This window comes from Pyrinomonadaceae bacterium, assembly GCA_036277115.1.
Taxonomy (GTDB): domain Bacteria; phylum Acidobacteriota; class Blastocatellia; order Pyrinomonadales; family Pyrinomonadaceae; genus UBA11740.
In genome coordinates this window covers 13,924-28,682 of record DASUNM010000002.1, presented here as the reverse complement: position 1 = coordinate 28,682, position 14,759 = coordinate 13,924, and the positions used below count along the sequence as shown (strand labels likewise).

The following is a 14,759-nucleotide window of genomic DNA, read 5'->3' as shown; positions in this document are numbered from 1 at the left end:
CACGAGTCAGCGGTTTAGCGATCGCGCTGAAACCTCGAGAGCCCAAGCGCGAAGTGTGCGCCGCGCATCATGTACGCCGTGAGCTGAAACGGAAACCGCGGCAGGTCATTGAACAGGGCGCGGCTGACGATCGTCCCTTCGATGGCATTGGGCCAGCGATGCCGAAAACCGGGCAGCAGGGTGCGGGGCGAACGGAGGTGACTGGCCATCGGTGACCGGTGCCTCAAGGTCATGGAAGGCGCGGTCGTTGCCCACTCTCTCAACACCGTGCCGGTGAGCCATTGCGGCAGAGGCTTCGCATCGTCGGCCGCCGGCGTGCCGGTTATCTTCGCACCAAGTAACTCATGCGCCAGCTTGAGCGCGCAGTTTATCCAGTTGGATGTTTGCCGGCTTTGACCCACACAAATGTTCCAATCGAAATTGGCTGGTCTTGATTCAACTGCGGCCGCGACATCGCACAACCAGAGTGGCCGCCACGCGCCCTCGCGCAGCATGTGAATCGACAATATGCGGAGGTGATCTTCGGCGCTCGGAATACGCACTTCGCTCTCGCCAAGCTTCACTAACTGCGAGCGGGAGTAGATGGCTTCCCAGTCCCCGCCACCGAGCGTCATGAACTCGCGGTGCAGATCGACCGTCACCCCGGTGCCGGACAATTCCTTCAACGCGACTTGCGCGGCTTCTATTTGCCGTTGCGCGACGCATACATCAGCGTCAACGTAAGGTCTCAATCCTTCGTCACCGTAGAGGCGCGCAGCCGCCAGGCCCTTCACCAGCATCGACTCGATACCGGCGGAATTCAGTGCGCCAATGATCGATTCAATTCCCTGTCGCTGAATTACGGCCTGAACCGTATTCCGCTCGTATTGGCTGCGAAGTTCAGCGGCTGAAGGAGTTTCTTTGAGATGCGAATTACGCACACGCCGCCATGCCAACCCCGCCACACCAGCGCCCAACAATTGCGCAGTGATTGCCGAAAGTTTGCCGGCTTCAAGTTCTAACGGAGGAGGAACTGTGCGCCACGAGCCGGTCAGCGTTTGAGCTATCAATCGACCAGCCGATGCTTTGGGGTGATTGAACATCGATGTTAAGCGCGCTTGGAGTGTGCGAGACTATTTTCGGAACCGATCCGTCGCCTCAATCAACGCGCTCAGGTTGCCGGGCTCCAGGACTGAGTGACCAGCGTCGGGCGTGATGTGCAGATCCGCTTCAGGCCACGCACGATGCAGATCCCAGGCGCTTGTCATCGGACAGACGACGTCATAGCGGCCCTGCACGATGACACCGGGAATATGCCGAATCTTTCCGACGTTCTCAATCAGGAAATTTTCCGTTGGAAAGAAACAATTGTTCATGAAGTAATGACACTCGATGCGGGCAAAGGCCAACGCGAACTCCGGATCGGCGAACCTTTCGATCGAAGCCGGGTCGAAAAAGAGTTTGGACGTACTGCCTTCCCAGATGCTCCACGCGCGCGCCGCCGCCACCTTCTCTTCTTCATCCTTGCCGGTGAGTCGCCGGTAGTAGGCGCTCACCAGGTCGTGGCGCTCATCTTCCGGAATGACTTTCAGATACTCTTCCCAAACGTCGGCGAATAACCAGCTTGTGCCTTCCTGATAAAACCACTTGATCTCTTTCGGCCGGCAGAGAAAGATGCCACGCAGCACTAACTCGGTCACTCGATCGGGATGCGTCTCGGCATAAGCCAAGGCCAGCGTGCTGCCCCACGAACCGCCGAACACCTGCCACTTGTCGATCCCAAGATGCGCGCGCAGCTTTTCGATATCAGCCACGAGGTCCCACGTCGTGTTCTCTTCAAGCGACGCGTGGGGCGTGCTCTTACCCGCGCCACGCTGATCGAACAGCACCACGCGGTAGCGGTCGGGATCGTGAAACTGTCGATATTCGGGAATCAACCCGCCGCCGGGCCCGCCGTGCAGAAACACGACCGGCTTGCCTTTGGGATTCCCGCACTGCTCGTAGTAGATGTTATGAGTGTCCGAGACCTTCAAGTGTCCCGAATCGAATGGTTCAATCGGAGGGTAGAGATTTCTTGTTTCAGCCATTTGTAAACCGTTGTTCTTGTTAATTGTGTGAACGCTTAAGCTCGCGCAATCGTGAGCACGTAAACGTCCGTCCCGCCGGCTGACTTCAAAACTGCCGCGCATTCGGAAACAGTCGCGCCGGTCGTAAAAACATCATCGATGAGAAGTACACGCCGGCCCGCGATTGGTTCTGCTCGCCGGATTTCAAAAGCACCTTCGACACTGTCGAGCCGAGCACGTGCGTCCATTCCGGCGCGGTGACGTTCGGTGTACACGCGTCTCACCAAACTGTATTCATCAATTGGCAGCTTTGTCGCGCGAGCCAGTTCGCGCGCCAACACTACCGCCTGGTTGAAACCTCGCTCGCGTTCGCGCGAGGCGTGCAACGGAACCGGAACGATCAGATCAACCTCGGCCAAAGGCGCGCGTTGTTGGGTCTGTCGCAATGTTTGAAGCAGCCGCCGCGCCACGGTTGGCTCGCGTTTCAACGCCAGGATCGAAGCCCGCAAAGCCCCTTCGTACAATCCGCAGGCGCGCGCGCCGGTGAAACTGTCCGCGTCACATCGTCCACAACGAACCGTCTGCCGCTTCTCTTCGGCAACAGTGGCCGTGCTTAAGGCCCCGCATTTCCAGCACAGCGTATCACCCTCCCCGAAAATGCGCGTCGCGTCCCAACAGCTGGAACAAGCGACTCCATCGTGACGCGAATCAACCGATCGATCGCATGCACTACATCGCTGCGGATAGACCAGTGCCAGCACTGAGTCGTAAGCACCGCTGATTACGCTGGCAGTCACATTCGACATCGTTCACACAAAAAACGCGGCCACCCGTTGGGAGGCCGCGGATTATGTCACAGCTAGCGAAATACGGTGAAGCTTACTCCTCGTCTTCGGCCAACTGGCCACGCTCAATCATATCCTGGCAACGGATGCAGTGACGGGCCCACGGCACCGCTTCCAGACGCTTCTCGAGAATCGGTTCGCCGCAATTTATGCATTTACCGTACTCGCCCTCAGAAATGCGCGCGAGTGCGGCATCAATCGAATCCAGGAGTTGCCGATCGTTGGTGGACATCGACATCAACAACTCTTTCGTGTAAGCGTTCGCGGCCATGTCGGCCGGATCCTGCGTAGCTTCAGCATCGCGTTCACGGCTGTAGGCTTCGGCCGCCTGTACCTGGCCCACCAGCGCTACGCGCCGCTCGGTCAATTTGTCCTGATACGTTTTTGCTTTTCTCTTATCCATTAGTGCGTTCAAACTCCTCAAATGAAATTATTTCTGATAAGGCAATCCGCGATTAATCGCAAAGGCGCGATAAAGCTGTTCGACGGCGAGCACGCGCGCCATTTCATGCGTCAGAGTTAGCCGCGACAAACGCCAACGCACATTCGCTCGTGATTGCACCTCCGTCGAAACTCCTTCGGGACCACCAATCACAATCGCCACTTCCTTTGTCCCGTCGTTCTCCCAGCGCTGCACCTGCCTGGCCAAGTCATGCGAACTCCAATCGCTGCCATTCAAATCCAGCAAGACCGCGGCGGTTGAATCTCCAATCGCATCGATTATCCTTTGCGATTCTTTGGTAACTGCCCCTGCGTCTCGGGTCCGGCTCTCTTTGACTTCGACAATCTCACTGCGCGCAAATCGCGAGAGCCGTTTTAAGTAATCCTCAATCAGCGACCGCAGCCGCTCATCCTTAGTCTTGCCCGGCCAGATGAAGCGAAGCTTCATAACAGACGTTAGATATCAGACATCAGATGTCAGACATCGCCTTGTCTTTGCTGTCGTCGGACGTCTGATGTCTGACCGCTGAAGTCTGTTCTTCCCGCGCCAGCCGCTCGTACAAGTTCTTGCGGCTGATACCGAGTATGCGCGCCGCTTCCGTTTTGTTCCCCTTCGCCGCCGCCAGAACCTCGCGGATGTAGTTCGCTTCGATCTCCGCCAGCGTCAGCGGGCGATTCTCTCGGGCGCGGCGCTCGGCGGCAGCGCGCAAGCCTTCCGGCAAATGCGCAGGCTCAATGCTCAAACCATCAGCCACGATCACCGCGCGCTCAATGATGTTCGCAAGCTCGCGAACGTTGCCGGGGAAATCATAACTTTTCAAAAATCGCAGCGCCTCCGGCGAAATCTTTTTCGCGCGCGTGCCGTGCTTCTGCGCGTACATGGCCGCGAACAACCGCGCCAATGGCTCCAAATCCTTCTGCCGGTCGCGTAACGGCGGCACCACAATGTGGACGACGTTCAGCCGATAAAACAGATCGTCTCGAAACGCGCGACGCTCGACTGCATTTTTCAAGTCAGCGTTCGTCAGTGCGATTAGCCGCGCATCCACTGAAATCGTCTTGCGACCGCCGAGCCGTTCAAACTCGCGCTGCTCGATCACGCGCAAAAGCTTCGCCTGCGCGTCGAGCGGCAGGTGCGCAATTTCATCCAGCACCAGCGTCCCGCGATGCGCCGCTTCCAAACGCCCGGGCTTCGCTTCCCCAGCGCCGGTAAACGCGCCGCGTTCGTAGCCGAATAACTCGGCTTCGAGCAGGTCCGCCGGCAAGGTCGCGCAATCAATCTTTACGAAAGCCTGGTGCGCGCGCCGCGACTGCGCATGGATGAAGGTAGCCAAGGCGTCCTTGCCTGCGCCTGACTCGCCGGTGACCAGCACGTTGGCGTCAGTGGCGGCGACGCGTTCGGCCATCGCAGCCGCTTCGCGCATCGCTTCCGACAACGCCACCAGTTCGAGCACTATTCCTCTTTCAAAGAACTCTGGGTCGCAGAATTTGAGCTCTCAGATTTCAGATTTGAGATCACAGATTCCAGCAACTCCGGCGACACGTTCAGACGCTTCGCTTCACGCCACAGATACTCAAGGTCATAAAAGCGTCGCGACTTCTCATCGAACACATGCACGATAAAGTCGCCGTAATCCACCAGAATCCATTCGGCGCCCTGATAGCCTTCGACGCGCGCCGCCCGCGAGCCGCGCCGCTTCAACTGATCGACAATTTCATCAGCGATCGCCTGCATCTGCCGCTTGTTCGCGCCCGTCGAGATGATGAAGTAATCCGTGAACGTCGCAACGCCGCGCAGATCCAACACCGTCAAATCAAGCGCCTTCTTTTCGGCGGCCGCGTGCAGCGCGCGACGAATCCGCTCGTCGAAATCAGCCGGATTCGCAGGCTCGGACGCACCGGCGCGCCGGCCGGTGCTCGCTGCCTGCACTTCAGAACTCAAGACCTTTTCTTTCAAATTCTGACTCATCTAATTCCTGTAAAGTCTGTATTTCTCAATGTAGCTCGCCACTTCGGGCGGCACCAATTTTATTAATGCGTTCGTGTCTCCCTGTCTCGCCGCGGCCCGAATCGCAGTAGCCGAAACGTCCTCGAACACCGCATCCGTCACAAACACTCGAGGCGATTCTGACTCACTGACCAGAGCGTTAATCTCTTCATCGGTCGTTCCCCGAAGATCGATCAGGTTGGCTACCGCCGCCGACTTATTCAGTTCGTAGCCTGGCCGGGTGACGACGATGTGATCGCACATTGTCAGCAACCGCTGCCATTCGCGCCAGGTCGTAATCTCTGACCACGAATCAGCTCCCATGACAAAGAACAAACGGTAATCAGCGCCGAGTTGTTCCTGCATCCGCGCGACGGTCTCAACTGCGTACGGCCGCTCCGGACTATCCAGTTCGACTGTCGAAACTCGCAGCGGCTCATCCTGCTGCGTCGCCAGCGCCAACATCGCGAACCGGTGAAACGCGGAACTGATACCTGCACCACGTTTATGCGGAGGCACGCACGCCGGAACAAAAAATAATTCGTCGAGCCCGAACAACTTCTGCACGCGGCGGGCCACTTTCAGGTGGCCGTTGTGCAACGGATCAAACGTGCCGCCGTAAATCGCTGCGCGTTTCGCTTCCATCACTGATGCAAAAGCCTGCGCACGCCGTACTAATTCAGAACCGCGTCGCACTGCTGCTAACCAGCAGCGATTCGTCCGCGTGATACGGCCGGTCAGTGTTCACATTCGCGCGCATTTCCTCAAGCTCGCGCGCGATCGCCGATAACAACTCGCGCACGCCAGTCCCGGCAACCGCGGAAATAGCAAAGAACGGCCGGCCATCCTGCTGGGCGCGTTCCCGTAATCTTTCGAGCCGCGAAGGATCGTCGAGCGCATCCATTTTTGTGGCCACGACGAATTGCGCCCGTTCCCCAAGCTGCTCATCGTAAGCTTCCAGTTCACGATTGATCACTTCGTAGTCGCTGACCGAATCCCGGCCGGACGCTGACGAAACATCAACCAGGTGCAGCAGCAACTTTGTTCGTTCGACGTGCCGCAGAAACCGATCGCCGAGACCGTGCCCTTCGTGCGCGCCTTCGATCAACCCGGGAATGTCGGCGATGACGAACGTGCGAAAGTCACCCAAATCAACCACGCCGAGATGCGGCTCCAAAGTCGTAAACGGATAGTCGGCAATCTTCGGGTGCGCCGCCGACACGACCGAAATGAACGTTGACTTTCCGGCGTTCGGGAACCCGACGAGGCCAACATCAGCGAGCAATTTCAGCTCAAGCTGAAACTCGAATTCTTCGCCCGGACTGCCTTCCTGGTGATAACGCGGCGCGCGATTAGTCGAAGTCGCAAAGTGCGCGTTGCCGAATCCACCGCGTCCGCCACGCGCCGCCAGCCAACGCGCGCCATCTTCCTGCAGGTCGCAGAACAACTCGTTCGTTTGCGGATCAAAGATCTGTGTGCCCAGCGGCACGCGAACGATGGCATCGCCGCCCTCTTTGCCTGAGCGATTGCTGCCTTCACCGTGCATGCCCCGCCCGGCGACGTGCAGCGGGTTATACCGCAAATGCAGCAAGGTGTTGAGCGAGGCATCAGCGACCAGCCAGACGTCGCCGCCGCGGCCGCCATCGCCTCCTGACGGACCACCGCGTGGCACGAACTTCTCGCGACGAAAAGCCGTCACGCCGTTTCCGCCGTTGCCACCCTGCACCCGAATCTTTGCTCTATCGATAAACATTTGTCAGTGCGGCTGTAACTCCGCCAAATAGAAAATGCGAGCCCGCGTACCTGAAGGTCGGCGAGCGTCGCATTCGAATGAATCGTCTTAACAATTCTTAACTTGCCGTTGCCTGAGCCGGATACACGCTGATGAACTTGCCTGAGCGCCCTTTGTCCTCAAACTTAACGAAGCCGTCAATCATGGCAAACAAAGTGTCGTCCTTGCCGCGGCCAACGTTCTGACCCGGCTTCCATTTCGTGCCGCGCTGGCGCGCGAGGATGTTGCCACCCAGCACGCGCTCGCCGCCAAACTTTTTCAAGCCCAGCCGCTGCGAGTTTGAGTCGCGCCCGTTTCGAGATGAACCTACGCCTTTCTTATGAGCCATAAAAACCTCTTAATTAACCGATCGAATCAATCTTCAAAGTGGTATATCCCTGGCGATGACCCTTCGTCCGCTTGTAATGCTTACGCCGCTTTTTCTTAAAGACTACGATCTTCGCCGCCCGGCCATGATCAACGACGGTCGCTTTCACCACCGCGCCCTCACCGAGCGTCGAGCCCACCTTTGTTTCGGAGCCTTCGCCGAGGGCCAAAACCTCAAGATCCAGCGAAGACCCGACGTCAGACCCAATTGACGGCACCCGCAGGGTGGCGCCTTTTTCCACGGTGAACTGCTTACCGCCTGTTCTAATGATTGCGAACGACATATTGCTTCCTCACCCTCTCAGACAGCGCAACACGCAACTGAAAAGTCGATTATTATAAAGTCACGCCGCAGCGCCAGTCAAAGCCGCAGAAGCGGTGGGGGCGCTGCGATTTCCATTCGTGCTCAGAAAGTCGTCCAGAAACCGCGTCGAGATGTTTCCGGCCTGAAAATTTGGGTCATTCATGATCTTCAAATGCAACGGAATTGTCGTTTTGATGCCTTCGATCACCATGGCTTCCAGGGCCCGGCGCATGCGCGCAATCGCCAACTCGCGGGTGCGCGCGTGCACAATCACCTTGGCAATCAGCGAATCGTAAAACGGCGGCACGCGGTATTCGGGATAGACGTAAGTATCAACGCGCACGCCCGGCCCGCCGGGCAGATTGAAAGCAGTAATCTTTCCAGGTGAGGGCACGAACGTTTCCGGATTCTCGGCGTTGATCCGGCATTCGATCGCGTGTCCCACCATGATCACGTCGTCCTGCGTAAAACCGAGCGGCTCGCCTTCGGCGATACGAATCTGATTACGCACGATGTCGGTCAGCGTCACCATCTCCGTCACGGGATGCTCAACCTGGATGCGCGTATTCATCTCCATGAAATAAAACTTATTGTCTTCGTCGAGCAGAAACTCGAAAGTGCCCGCGCTCGAGTAGCCGATTGCTTTACACGCCGCTACGGCTGTGTCACCCATCTGTTGACGCAACTCGGGCGTCATCATCGGGGCCGGAGCTTCTTCAAGCAGTTTCTGATGACGGCGCTGAATCGAGCATTCGCGTTCGCCGAGGAAAACACAATTGCCGTGTTCGTCGGCGAGCACCTGAATCTCGATGTGCCGCGGCCGTTGGACGTAGCGCTCAATGTAAACGTCGCCATTCTTGAAGGCCGCCGCCGCTTCGTTGGACGCCGTCTCGAGGGCGTGGCCAAGCTCATCTTCGGAGTTGACGATGCGCATCCCGCGGCCGCCGCCTCCGCCTGAGGCTTTTACAATCACCGGATAGCCAATTTCGCGCGCGACTTTGATCGCATCTTCGTCGGACGTCAACGCATCCGGGCTGCCCGGCAGAATCGGCACGCCTGCGTTTTGCATCGCGCGCCGCGCTTCGACTTTTTCGCCCATCAACTGAATGAGGTTTGGCTTGGGACCGATGAATTTGATGTTGCAGGCTTCGCAGATTTCGGCAAAGTAGGCCGATTCTGCGAGAAATCCGTAACCGGGATGAATTGCGTCAACGTTGAAGAGCTCAGCCGCACTGATAATCGCCGGAATATTCAGGTAGCTTTGCGCGGATGGCGCGGGGCCGATGCAGACAGATTCGTCGGCGAACCGGACGTGCAGCGAATCGCGATCGACGTCACTGTGCACCGCCACGGTGCCGATGCCCATCTCTTTACATGTCCAGATGATGCGGCAGGCAATCTCGCCGCGATTAGCGACGAGGATCTTGCGAAAGCGGCGTAGTCCGTTGTTCATAAATTAAAGTCCAATGCCCAGCGTCTAAAGTCCAAAGTCATAAATCTCAAGTGACGTTGGACTTTGGACGCGGGACCTTGGACTATCCTTGCTTGATTCCGAAAAGCGGCTGGCCGTACTCAACAGCCTGACCGTTCTCGACATAGATTTTCGCGACTTCGCCAGAGGCCTCAGCCTGAATTTCATTCATCAGCTTCATGGCTTCAATGATGCAGACGACAGTCTCGGGCTCCACGTTGCTGCCGATGCGCACGAAGCTCTCGGCCGTGGGCGAGGGCGAGCGATAAAAAGTTCCGACGATAGGAGAAGTTATGATGTGCAGTCCTTGATCTTCTGATGCAGCCTCTTCGGCCTGCGCTCCCGGATGTGGCGGACCTGCATGCGGCACACCGTGCACGGCGCTGGGTGGAGCGGCCGGAATCGCGTGATGTTCCGCGACCGGCGGAACGGAAGGGATGGCTGGTGACGGGGGATACAGGTTCCGGCCAATCTTTACGTGGAACCCTTCACGTTGAAGTTCGAAGTCGGTTAACGCGTTTTCATTGATCAGGCCGATCAATTCGCGCAACTCGTCCATGTTAATGGAAGCTTCCAGATGCTTCGGCAACGGACGATGCCGGCGCCGACCGCGATCACGATCGCGCTGGCGCTCAGCCCGCGGATCGGTCGATGGTTCACCTGAAGGTTGCTGGCTTTCCTGATCGTTCATCGCTCTTTTAGCTCCAACCGACATAGAAACCTCCGGGGGTTGGTTTCGCCGCAAACCAGCGGGGCGTCATTATGCGAGCAGCTTCTATTAAAGCAAAAGCCCCGCGATGGCAAAAGGCCAGACGGAGCTTCGCGCTGACTGGTTTTTACTCTTCGGATGCGGACGCTTCCTTGGACTCCGCGGCCTTGGGTTCGGCGCCCTTCTTCTTTGCGCCGCCCTTGGCGCGCTTCTTCTGTGCCTCTTCGACGGCGGCATCGCGCGGATTACCAAGCAGCTCGATAATCGCCAGCTCAGCGCCATCACCGGCACGGCGGCCGAGCTTGATGATACGCGTATAGCCACCTGGCCGATCCTTGAAACGCTCGCCCAGCTCGTCGAACAAGCGCTTCAACGCCGCCACTCCCGCGGTGCGCGGGGGAACCGCCTGTCCGCGCCGGCCGGCCACTGAGCCCCGGCCAAAATTGCCCGAGTGAAAGAACGCAGCCGCCTGACGACGCAGATGCACGCCACGCGCTTCCGATCCGTTGCCCTCAAGGCTCGCCGCATGACGCGACAGAGTGATGGCGCGCTCCACGAATGGGCGCAGCTCTTTGGCTTTGGGGACCGTCGTGATGATGCGCTCGTCGCGCGAATTGATTAGGGACGTCGCGAGGTTTCGCAGCAACGACATGCGATGCTCCGAATCTCGTCCCAGTTTTCGATGTGCCTTTCGATGACGCATAACCTTGCTCTACTGCACTGCCGTTTCAAATTCGTCTTCGCCGTCTTCGTCGTCGCCGCCTTCGCCTTCGAGGGTCAGTTCACCGTCGCCTGTGCCGGGAATCGGATTGCCCTGCTCGTCAAACTGCATTCCGAAATCCAGGCCCATGCTGCGGAGAATGTCGCGAATTTCGCCCAGCGACTTCTTGCCAAAATTTTTCGTAGCCAGCATCTCGCGCTCAGAACGCTGCACCAGATCGCGAATCGATTTGATGCCGGCGTTCTTCAAACAATTGTAAGAGCGCACCGACAGCTCCAGCTCATCCACCGAGCGATCGAGTTGATCGTTGCGCGGCAAGGGCGCGCGCTCGGCTTGCTGATAGCTGTAGTCCTCCATGTCCTCTTCAAAGTTAATAAAGATCGCCATGTGATCCTTAATTAACTTTGCCGCCAGCCCAATCGCGTCGTCGGGTTTCACCGAACCGTCAGTCCACACTTCAATCGTGAGCTTGTCGTATTCGGTGTTCTGCCCGAGACGGGCGGCATCAACCGAGTAGTTCACTTTTTTGACCGGCGTGTGCACCGAATCGATCGGGATGTAACCGAGCGAGAGATCTTCGTCGAAGTTGCGATCCGCCGACACGTAACCGCGGCCACGCTTCAGGCGCATCTCGATGTTCAACGATCCGCCGGCGCTCAGGGTGGCGATGTGCAAGGTCGGATCGAGAATCTCGATGTCCGCGTCGCCCTCAATGTCGCCGGCAGTAACTTCGCCGGGCCCATTCTTGGAAATCGTGAGCGTCTTCGGCTCGTTGCCGTGCAGCTTGAACGGCACCTGCTTCAAATTCAGGATGACGTCCGTCGCATCTTCAACCGTGCCCTTAATCGACGAAAATTCGTGCTCAACGCCTTCGATCTTCACGGCCGTAATCGCCGATCCTTCGATTGAAGAAAGCAGCGCGCGGCGCAGCGAATTGCCGACCGTCGTGCCGAAACCGCGCTCAAACGGTTGCGCCGAAAACCGGCCGTAACGTTCCGTCAGTGTGTCGCCGTCTGCCGCCAAACGTCGCGGCATCTGAAAACCTGTCCAAAGATTATTTTGATCCATAACTTACCGTCAGATGTCTGAGGAGAAGCGATGCGGCCGCGCCAATCGCGTGACCGCTCGCGCGTTAACTACTTGCTATAAAGCTCCACAATCAGTTGCTCGTTGATCGAGCGATCGATGTCGTCGCGGGTCGGCAGACCGGTCACCGTCGCCGCCATGTCTCCGCCCCCGGCGGAAACCCACGACGGGCGACCACGACCTGCGGCCGTTTGCCACGCGCCTTCGACGTGCGGGTTCTTGCGGCTCGCGTCCTTGATCGTCAGCGAATCGCCGGGCTTCACCTGGTACGAAGGAATGTCCACCTTGCGGTCGTTGACCAGCACGTGCCCGTGGTTCACGAGCTGCCGCGCCTGACGTCGCGACGTCGAAAAGCCGGCGCGATAGATTGCGTTGTCCAGACGTCGCTCCAGCAAGAACAACAGGTTCTCGCCGGTGATGCCTTTCATGCGCGCGGCGCGTTCGAAATAATTTCGAAACTGCCCTTCGAGGATGAAATAAATTCTTTTAACCTTCTGCTTTTCGCGCAGCTGCTGGCCGTAACCTGCCAGAGCTTTACCGCGTCGCATGGAATTGCCGTGTTGTCCGGGAGGCTGAGTGCCCCGCTTTTCAATCGGACAAGATGGTTTGTAGCAACGGTCGCCCTTGAGGAAAAGTTTTGCGCCTTCGCGGCGGCACAAACGGCACACCGCATCTCGATACCTAGCCAATCGTTTCTGCCTCCAGTCTACGAATTACTTAGACGGAAAAGTTTACAGGTCGCATCTTCGATCTGAGATCCCAATCTGAGATCTGCGATCTCAAATCTGAGATCGTCTTGATGAGACCCTTCATCCTTTAGGTCAATACATTGTCAATTCTAAATTGCCGATTGCCATTCTTTAGGCCGCTTTAAAATAAGCGGCCGTTGGCCATCGACAATCTCTACACTCTCCGCCGTTTCGGCGGTCTACATCCGTTATGCGGAATCGGCGTCGTGTCCCGAATCGCCATCACGCGAATGCCCGCGTTGTTGATGGCGCGAATCGCGGACTCGCGACCACCGCCCGGCCCTTTGACGCGGACTTCGCACTGCTGCATGCCGGCTTCCATGGCTTTTTTAGCCGCTTCATAAGCTGCTTGCTGGGCTGCGAATGGCGTTCCCTTGCGCGAGCCCCGAAAGCCGCGCGCGCCGGAAGACGACTGCGCCACCAGGTTCCCTTCGAGATCGGTAATCGAGATCATCGTGTTGTTGAACGTGGCCGCGATATAAACGATCCCGGAAGGAATGTTCTTCTTCTCTTTCTTGCGAAAGACTTTCTTTTTGCCGCCGGCTGATGCTTTTGCCATTACTTCTTACCTGGTGCCTTTTTCTTGGCGACGGTTGCGCGTCGCGGGCCTTTGCGCGTGCGCGCGTTCGTGTGCGTGCGTTGTCCGCGAACGGGCAGGCCACGGCGATGCCGCAGACCGCGATAAGCGCCGATGTCCATCAAACGTTTGATGTCCATCTGAATGCGCTTGCGGAGGTCGCCTTCGATTTCGCCCTGGGCTTCCAGGATCGCGCGAATGCGACTGAGCTCTTCTTCGCTCAAGTCACGGACGCGCGTGTCGAGATTGATTTGCGCCTCGGTCAGAATCGACGCGGAGCGCGATCGGCCAATACCATAAATGTAGGTAAGACCGATCTCGGCGCGCTTATTCGGCGGAAGATCTACACCTGCTACACGAGCCATGCTTTTGAATTTTGAATTTCGAATCTGGAATTCGCTTCAACGACGAATTGAATCCGGATACGGAACTTCACTCCTATTTCTGTCTCTGCTTGTGCTTCGGATTGGTGCAAATCACCCGGACCACGCCCTTGCGGTGGATGACCTTGCACTTATCACAAATTTTTCTGACGGAAGCTCGAACTTTCATTTTAACTACCGATCACTTGTAACGATACGTAATGCGTCCCCGATTAAGATCGTAGGGAGATAACTCAACTAAAACTCGATCACCGGGAAGAATTCTGATGAAGTGTTTGCGCATCTTTCCCGAAATGTGCGCGAGCACCTGATGCTGATTGTCTTCAAGTTCGACGCGAAACATGGCATTCGGCAGAGTTTCCAAAACCTTGGCCATGACCTCTATCGCTTCTTCCTTCGCCATACAGCCGCGGGGCGCAATTCCGCCTTTATCGGCAAACTTCGGATAGTAGCATGCTGCTCAAGCAAAAGCCAAGCCGCGACGCTGGTTACGCCGCTACCGTCCGCGAGTCCGCAGTGACCTCTTCTTTAACCAGCGTAAGGACTTCCGGCCCTTCTTCGGTAATGGCAATCGTGTGTTCGACGTGCGCGCTGGGGCGCCCATCCACGGTCACAACGGTCCAGCCATCCGCCAAAGTTTTAGTGTGCTGCGAGCCGATATTGATCATCGGCTCGACCGCGAACACATAACCCTTCTTGATTTTCGGCCCCTTACCGGGTTTGCCATAGTTCGGAATCTGCGGATCCTCATGCATCTGCCGGCCAATCCCGTGCCCTACGTACTCACGGACGATCGAGTATCCATGCGATTCAGCGTGCTGCTGCACCACGTATCCGATATCACCGATGTGATTGCCCACGCGACACTTGTCGATCGCCAATTGTAACGACTCTTCGGCGACGCGAATCAGCTTCAAGAGGTCATCGCTAACCTGACCGACAGGCACTGTGGTCGCGGTGTCGCCGACAAACCCTTCGAGGGTGGCCCCCACATCGATTGAAAAGATGTCGCCTTCCTTCAATTCATACTTTGAAGGGAAGCCGTGCACGACCTGTTCGTTGACCGACGCGCAAATCGAATAGGGAAAACCGTTGTAGCCTTTAAACGTCGGATACGCCCCGGCGTCGCGAATCATCCGGTCGGCAGCATCGTTGATTTCGATCGTGGTGACACCCGGCGCAGCCATGCTGCGCAATTCGCGCAGCACGCGTCCCACAAGCTGCCCGGAGGCGCGCATCTTCTCGATCTCTTTTTGCGACTTGCCGATGATCACTTCAAAATG

20 protein-coding genes and 1 pseudogene are annotated in these 14,759 nt (G+C 57.4%); all 21 read right to left on the bottom strand.

Going from position 1 to position 14,759, the window contains the following annotated elements; genetic code table 11:
• Positions 1-14: 14 nt before the first annotated feature.
• The gene (locus VFX97_00230) at positions 15-1,082 is read right to left on the bottom strand and encodes a nucleotidyltransferase family protein (GenBank protein ID HEX5701626.1); all 1,068 of its coding nucleotides are present in this window, start codon (positions 1,080-1,082) and stop codon (positions 15-17) included.
• Positions 1,083-1,112: 30 nt separating this feature from the next.
• A complete protein-coding gene (gene pip / locus VFX97_00225) occupies positions 1,113-2,066 on the bottom strand; it encodes a prolyl aminopeptidase (protein HEX5701625.1) in 954 nt (317 codons plus the stop codon).
• 35 nt (positions 2,067-2,101) lie between these two features.
• Positions 2,102-2,851, bottom strand: coding sequence for a ComF family protein (locus VFX97_00220; protein ID HEX5701624.1), 750 nt, complete (start codon positions 2,849-2,851; stop codon positions 2,102-2,104).
• 73 nt (positions 2,852-2,924) lie between these two features.
• Entirely contained in the window at positions 2,925-3,293 is a 369-nt protein-coding gene (locus VFX97_00215; protein ID HEX5701623.1) for a TraR/DksA family transcriptional regulator, read from the bottom strand.
• 27 nt (positions 3,294-3,320) lie between these two features.
• On the bottom strand, positions 3,321-3,779 hold the full coding sequence (locus tag VFX97_00210; protein HEX5701622.1) for a 23S rRNA (pseudouridine(1915)-N(3))-methyltransferase RlmH: 459 nt from the start codon (positions 3,777-3,779) through the stop codon (positions 3,321-3,323).
• A gap of 22 nt (positions 3,780-3,801) precedes the next feature.
• The gene (locus tag VFX97_00205) at positions 3,802-4,785 is read right to left on the bottom strand and encodes a sigma-54 dependent transcriptional regulator (protein HEX5701621.1); all 984 of its coding nucleotides are present in this window, start codon (positions 4,783-4,785) and stop codon (positions 3,802-3,804) included.
• Positions 4,785-5,300, bottom strand: a complete 516-nt coding sequence (gene rsfS / locus VFX97_00200) for a ribosome silencing factor (protein ID HEX5701620.1) — start codon at positions 5,298-5,300, stop codon at positions 4,785-4,787. Before rsfS ends, VFX97_00205 begins: the two co-directional genes overlap by 1 nt.
• The gene (gene nadD / locus VFX97_00195) at positions 5,301-5,963 is read right to left on the bottom strand and encodes a nicotinate-nucleotide adenylyltransferase (protein ID HEX5701619.1); all 663 of its coding nucleotides are present in this window, start codon (positions 5,961-5,963) and stop codon (positions 5,301-5,303) included.
• A gap of 34 nt (positions 5,964-5,997) precedes the next feature.
• Positions 5,998-7,071 (bottom strand): GTPase ObgE, encoded by a 1,074-nt coding sequence (gene obgE / locus VFX97_00190; protein ID HEX5701618.1) that lies wholly within the window; start codon positions 7,069-7,071, stop codon positions 5,998-6,000.
• 97 nt (positions 7,072-7,168) lie between these two features.
• Complete coding sequence (gene rpmA / locus VFX97_00185) at positions 7,169-7,438, bottom strand: 50S ribosomal protein L27 (GenBank protein ID HEX5701617.1); 270 nt, start codon at positions 7,436-7,438, stop codon at positions 7,169-7,171.
• 13 nt (positions 7,439-7,451) lie between these two features.
• A complete protein-coding gene (gene rplU / locus VFX97_00180; protein HEX5701616.1) occupies positions 7,452-7,760 on the bottom strand; it encodes a 50S ribosomal protein L21 in 309 nt (102 codons plus the stop codon).
• A 60-nt stretch (positions 7,761-7,820) separates the two neighbouring features.
• Entirely contained in the window at positions 7,821-9,233 is a 1,413-nt protein-coding gene (gene accC / locus VFX97_00175; GenBank protein ID HEX5701615.1) for an acetyl-CoA carboxylase biotin carboxylase subunit, read from the bottom strand.
• 82 nt (positions 9,234-9,315) lie between these two features.
• A complete protein-coding gene (accB, locus tag VFX97_00170; protein ID HEX5701614.1) occupies positions 9,316-9,942 on the bottom strand; it encodes an acetyl-CoA carboxylase biotin carboxyl carrier protein in 627 nt (208 codons plus the stop codon).
• A gap of 229 nt (positions 9,943-10,171) precedes the next feature.
• Positions 10,172-10,663, bottom strand: a pseudogene (gene rplQ / locus VFX97_00165) (50S ribosomal protein L17).
• 9 nt (positions 10,664-10,672) lie between these two features.
• On the bottom strand, positions 10,673-11,749 hold the full coding sequence (locus VFX97_00160) for a DNA-directed RNA polymerase subunit alpha (GenBank protein ID HEX5701613.1): 1,077 nt from the start codon (positions 11,747-11,749) through the stop codon (positions 10,673-10,675).
• A 68-nt stretch (positions 11,750-11,817) separates the two neighbouring features.
• Entirely contained in the window at positions 11,818-12,456 is a 639-nt protein-coding gene (rpsD, locus tag VFX97_00155) for a 30S ribosomal protein S4 (protein ID HEX5701612.1), read from the bottom strand.
• A 214-nt stretch (positions 12,457-12,670) separates the two neighbouring features.
• Entirely contained in the window at positions 12,671-13,075 is a 405-nt protein-coding gene (gene rpsK, locus VFX97_00150) for a 30S ribosomal protein S11 (GenBank protein HEX5701611.1), read from the bottom strand.
• Positions 13,075-13,458, bottom strand: a complete 384-nt coding sequence (gene rpsM / locus VFX97_00145; protein HEX5701610.1) for a 30S ribosomal protein S13 — start codon at positions 13,456-13,458, stop codon at positions 13,075-13,077. The genes rpsK and rpsM overlap by 1 nt, the downstream gene beginning before the upstream one ends.
• Positions 13,459-13,531: 73 nt before the next feature.
• Positions 13,532-13,645 carry a 50S ribosomal protein L36 gene (rpmJ, locus tag VFX97_00140; protein ID HEX5701609.1) on the bottom strand — a complete coding sequence of 38 codons (114 nt, stop codon included), beginning with the start codon at positions 13,643-13,645 and terminating at the stop codon, positions 13,532-13,534.
• 12 nt (positions 13,646-13,657) lie between these two features.
• Positions 13,658-13,879 carry a translation initiation factor IF-1 gene (gene infA / locus VFX97_00135; GenBank protein HEX5701608.1) on the bottom strand — a complete coding sequence of 74 codons (222 nt, stop codon included), beginning with the start codon at positions 13,877-13,879 and terminating at the stop codon, positions 13,658-13,660.
• 85 nt (positions 13,880-13,964) lie between these two features.
• Positions 13,965-14,750 carry a type I methionyl aminopeptidase gene (map, locus tag VFX97_00130; protein HEX5701607.1) on the bottom strand — a complete coding sequence of 262 codons (786 nt, stop codon included), beginning with the start codon at positions 14,748-14,750 and terminating at the stop codon, positions 13,965-13,967.
• Between the last annotated feature and the right edge of the window lie 9 nt (positions 14,751-14,759).

What these genes read in the sequence shown, in the direction of transcription:
- accC (HEX5701615.1), bottom strand. Translation starts at nt 9,233, where the DNA reads ATGAACAACGGACTACGCCGCTTTCGCAAGATCCTCGTCGCTAATCGC.
- rpmA (HEX5701617.1), bottom strand. Translation starts at nt 7,438, where the DNA reads ATGGCTCATAAGAAAGGCGTAGGTTCATCTCGAAACGGGCGCGACTCA.
- nadD (HEX5701619.1), bottom strand. Translation starts at nt 5,963, where the DNA reads ATGGAAGCGAAACGCGCAGCGATTTACGGCGGCACGTTTGATCCGTTG.
- rpsK (HEX5701611.1), bottom strand. Translation starts at nt 13,075, where the DNA reads ATGGCAAAAGCATCAGCCGGCGGCAAAAAGAAAGTCTTTCGCAAGAAA.
- VFX97_00230 (HEX5701626.1), bottom strand. Translation starts at nt 1,082, where the DNA reads ATGTTCAATCACCCCAAAGCATCGGCTGGTCGATTGATAGCTCAAACG.
- VFX97_00160 (HEX5701613.1), bottom strand. Translation starts at nt 11,749, where the DNA reads ATGGATCAAAATAATCTTTGGACAGGTTTTCAGATGCCGCGACGTTTG.
- accB (HEX5701614.1), bottom strand. Translation starts at nt 9,942, where the DNA reads ATGAACGATCAGGAAAGCCAGCAACCTTCAGGTGAACCATCGACCGAT.
- obgE (HEX5701618.1), bottom strand. Translation starts at nt 7,071, where the DNA reads ATGTTTATCGATAGAGCAAAGATTCGGGTGCAGGGTGGCAACGGCGGA.
- VFX97_00215 (HEX5701623.1), bottom strand. Translation starts at nt 3,293, where the DNA reads ATGGATAAGAGAAAAGCAAAAACGTATCAGGACAAATTGACCGAGCGG.
- rpmJ (HEX5701609.1), bottom strand. Translation starts at nt 13,645, where the DNA reads ATGAAAGTTCGAGCTTCCGTCAGAAAAATTTGTGATAAGTGCAAGGTC.
- VFX97_00210 (HEX5701622.1), bottom strand. Translation starts at nt 3,779, where the DNA reads ATGAAGCTTCGCTTCATCTGGCCGGGCAAGACTAAGGATGAGCGGCTG.
- pip (HEX5701625.1), bottom strand. Translation starts at nt 2,066, where the DNA reads ATGGCTGAAACAAGAAATCTCTACCCTCCGATTGAACCATTCGATTCG.
- rsfS (HEX5701620.1), bottom strand. Translation starts at nt 5,300, where the DNA reads ATGAGTCAGAATTTGAAAGAAAAGGTCTTGAGTTCTGAAGTGCAGGCA.
- rpsM (HEX5701610.1), bottom strand. Translation starts at nt 13,458, where the DNA reads ATGGCTCGTGTAGCAGGTGTAGATCTTCCGCCGAATAAGCGCGCCGAG.
- infA (HEX5701608.1), bottom strand. Translation starts at nt 13,879, where the DNA reads ATGGCGAAGGAAGAAGCGATAGAGGTCATGGCCAAGGTTTTGGAAACT.
- VFX97_00220 (HEX5701624.1), bottom strand. Translation starts at nt 2,851, where the DNA reads ATGTCGAATGTGACTGCCAGCGTAATCAGCGGTGCTTACGACTCAGTG.
- rplU (HEX5701616.1), bottom strand. Translation starts at nt 7,760, where the DNA reads ATGTCGTTCGCAATCATTAGAACAGGCGGTAAGCAGTTCACCGTGGAA.